This is a genomic window from Hephaestia sp. MAHUQ-44 (assembly GCF_023806085.1).
Taxonomy (GTDB): Bacteria; Pseudomonadota; Alphaproteobacteria; order Sphingomonadales; family Sphingomonadaceae; genus Sphingomonas.
Genome location: NZ_JAMSLX010000035.1, coordinates 1 through 2,352, shown reverse-complemented (window position 1 = coordinate 2,352; position 2,352 = coordinate 1). Strand labels below are relative to the sequence as shown.

Annotated in this window: 3 protein-coding genes and 1 pseudogene; 3 read left to right on the top strand and 1 reads right to left on the bottom strand. The window is 58.3% G+C overall.

Annotated features, from left to right (window positions below; all coding sequences use genetic code 11):
• Positions 1-78 precede the first annotated feature (78 nt).
• On the top strand, positions 79-393 hold the full coding sequence (locus tag NFE57_RS16560) for a hypothetical protein (RefSeq protein ID WP_252136693.1): 315 nt from the start codon (positions 79-81) through the stop codon (positions 391-393).
• A gap of 184 nt (positions 394-577) precedes the next feature.
• Here NFE57_RS16560 and NFE57_RS16555 read toward each other — a convergent pair.
• Positions 578-1,211, bottom strand: a pseudogene (locus tag NFE57_RS16555) (tyrosine-type recombinase/integrase).
• Positions 1,212-1,350: 139 nt separating this feature from the next.
• On the opposite strand from NFE57_RS16555, the gene NFE57_RS16550 reads away from it, so the two are divergent.
• Together NFE57_RS16550 and NFE57_RS16545 are read left to right on the top strand one after the other, a co-directional pair.
• Positions 1,351-1,674, top strand: a complete 324-nt coding sequence (locus NFE57_RS16550) for a type II toxin-antitoxin system RelE/ParE family toxin (protein ID WP_252136694.1) — start codon at positions 1,351-1,353, stop codon at positions 1,672-1,674.
• Positions 1,671-1,958 carry a helix-turn-helix domain-containing protein gene (locus NFE57_RS16545; RefSeq protein ID WP_252136691.1) on the top strand — a complete coding sequence of 96 codons (288 nt, stop codon included), beginning with the start codon at positions 1,671-1,673 and terminating at the stop codon, positions 1,956-1,958. Before NFE57_RS16550 ends, NFE57_RS16545 begins: the two co-directional genes overlap by 4 nt.
• The last annotated feature ends 394 nt before the right edge of the window (positions 1,959-2,352 follow it).

Sequence of the window (2,352 nt, the reverse complement as noted above, 5' to 3'; positions counted from 1 at the left end):
GCACAATCTCAACTTCACGCAGCTTGCCGATAATCTCTTCCGGCTTATGCTTCTTGCTCGGCATTCGTCGTCCCTTTCGTGGTCCAGACTATCATAGTCTCTGGGCCACTCAGCGGGGGGCAGATCATCCATGACGATCCGGGTGATGACGAGATCGATCGCTTTCTCGATGCGGGTTACAATGTTGAGCAGGCCAAGCTCATCCACTCGATGGTGAATGTCGGCAAACCTGTCCGCCTGCACACTCGACTCGAGCTTACATTTCTGATTGTACCGCTGCTGGTCGCACTGGGGGTTTCCGTGTGTCAGAACAACATTGGAAAAATCGCAATCAGCTTGGCCATTGGCGGACTCATTTCGACCGTTGTATCGTTCCTATCGCTGCGTCGGTGATTGCGTAACCAGGCTTAGATCGAGCGCTTGCGGGCTAGTTGTTGCTACTGCCGCTGAACGACCAATAGTAGGGCGGACGCCGCCGACATAGCCGCCGTTCGTGACGCCTTGGCGGTCCTTCGTTACCTGTCGATCGTTCACATAGACGAACCGGCTCCCCGAGACGATCGCGGAGCCGGTGAGGTCAAATTTCGGTGCGTTCTGATAAGGGTCAGTGCATCGTCAATGTCGACACCCAGATACCGCACCGTGTTCTCGATGTTGGTATGTCCCAGCAGGATCTGAACCGCCCGAAGATTGCCAGTCGCCTTGTAAATTAGCGATGCTTTCGTGCGGCGAAGCGAATGGGTGCCGTACTCGCGCTTGTCCAACCCCACGGTCGAGACCCACTCGTCGACCAGCCGCGCGTATTGCCGCGTGCTCAGGTGTCCGAGATAGTCGATGCGGCTCGGGAAAGCGAAGTCGTGGATCGTGCCGCGTCGGCGTTCGAGCCAAGCGGTCAGACTCTTTCGTGCTTCAGACATGATCTCGAATTGCACAGGTCTGCCCGTCTTTTGCTGAATGACCGTTGAGCGGTTGCGGAGGCTTCCGCCGCTGACGACATCGCCGATCCTTATCTTCACGAGGTCGCAGCCGCGCAGCTTGCTGTCGATGGCGAGGTCGAACAGCGCCCGGTCGCGCAATCGCCTGTGCTCATCGAGATAGAACCGGATGGCCCAGATATCGCGGGGCTTTAGCGGACGCTTGGGGCCAACGTTTTGACCCCCATTCCAGGGGCGCCGTTCGTGCACGGCAGGGTCCAGGTCTGAGTATCCCATTGTGCTTCTCCGATGGCCGGAATGGCCGACCAGAGATTACCGGATGATATGCCGCGCGTCGGCGACGAAACCTTTTATGCGCCATTGACGCATATGCCAATGGCGCATAAACGCTGCAAGCATAGCCAACTTGCAGACCGTGGTGGAACTGCCCGAGTTTCTGCGGCGGGCCAAGGCGATCATGTCGGATGAGGATCGCTCTGCGCTGGTGGACTATATTGCCGCCAACCCGGAAGCGGGTGTCTCGCTGGGCGGCGGCCTTCGCAAAGTCCGTATCGCTCGGCCGGGCGGCGGCAAAAGCGGCGGCTACCGGACCATCTATGTGTTCGGCGGCGCGCATATGCCAGTCTTCCTCGTCACCGTGTTCGCCAAGAACGAAAGGGATAATCTGACCAAGGTCGAGCAGGCGGAGTTGATCGCCATGAGCAAAGCCTTGCTTGCACGCTACGGAGACCGGAAATGAGCGCCTATGATAGTATCAGGCAGGGTTTGAGCGAAGCGTTGACCTTTGCGGAAGGTCAGGAAGCCGAAGCTCGTATCCATCAGGTAGAAGTGCCCGCCGTCGATGTCGCCGCGATCCGCGCCAGCACCGGCCTCTCACAAGGCGCGTTCGCGCGCAGCATCGGCGTTGCCAAGGGGACGCTGCTCAACTGGGAGCATGGTCGTCGACGCCCCACCGGACCGGCGCAGGTACTCCTCGCGATGATCGCCAAAAAGCCTTCGCTGGTCAGAGAAATATTGCGCTAGCCATTCTTGTCCGCGAACAGAGCAGTCGTTCAAGGGAGCCAGTCAGGTCGTTGATAGCTGGCGGTGGTTCATGAGGCTATTCTATGCACCCCGGCGCTGCCTCGCCAGGTCAAACCGTGAGTGTCCCATGTTCCATCTCCTCGGCCGTCATGACCAAGTGAAAAACACATCGCACATTGCGACTGATGGGACATATTTTGTTCCCAACCCAACGCCAGACGCCATCTCGCATCGAGAGCTTTGACCGCTGAAGATCGAGCCAACTGGTTAGAGCGGGATGACGTGGGATTGAATCGATAGGGGATTCACGAGGGCGTATAGATGTGATTCAAGATGCTGGCTGGGCATGGAGGCCAGCGAGCATGGCGCGACCTTATTCGATGGACCTGCGTGA

What these genes read in the sequence shown, in the direction of transcription:
- NFE57_RS16545 (WP_252136691.1), top strand. Translation starts at nt 1,671, where the DNA reads ATGAGCGCCTATGATAGTATCAGGCAGGGTTTGAGCGAAGCGTTGACC.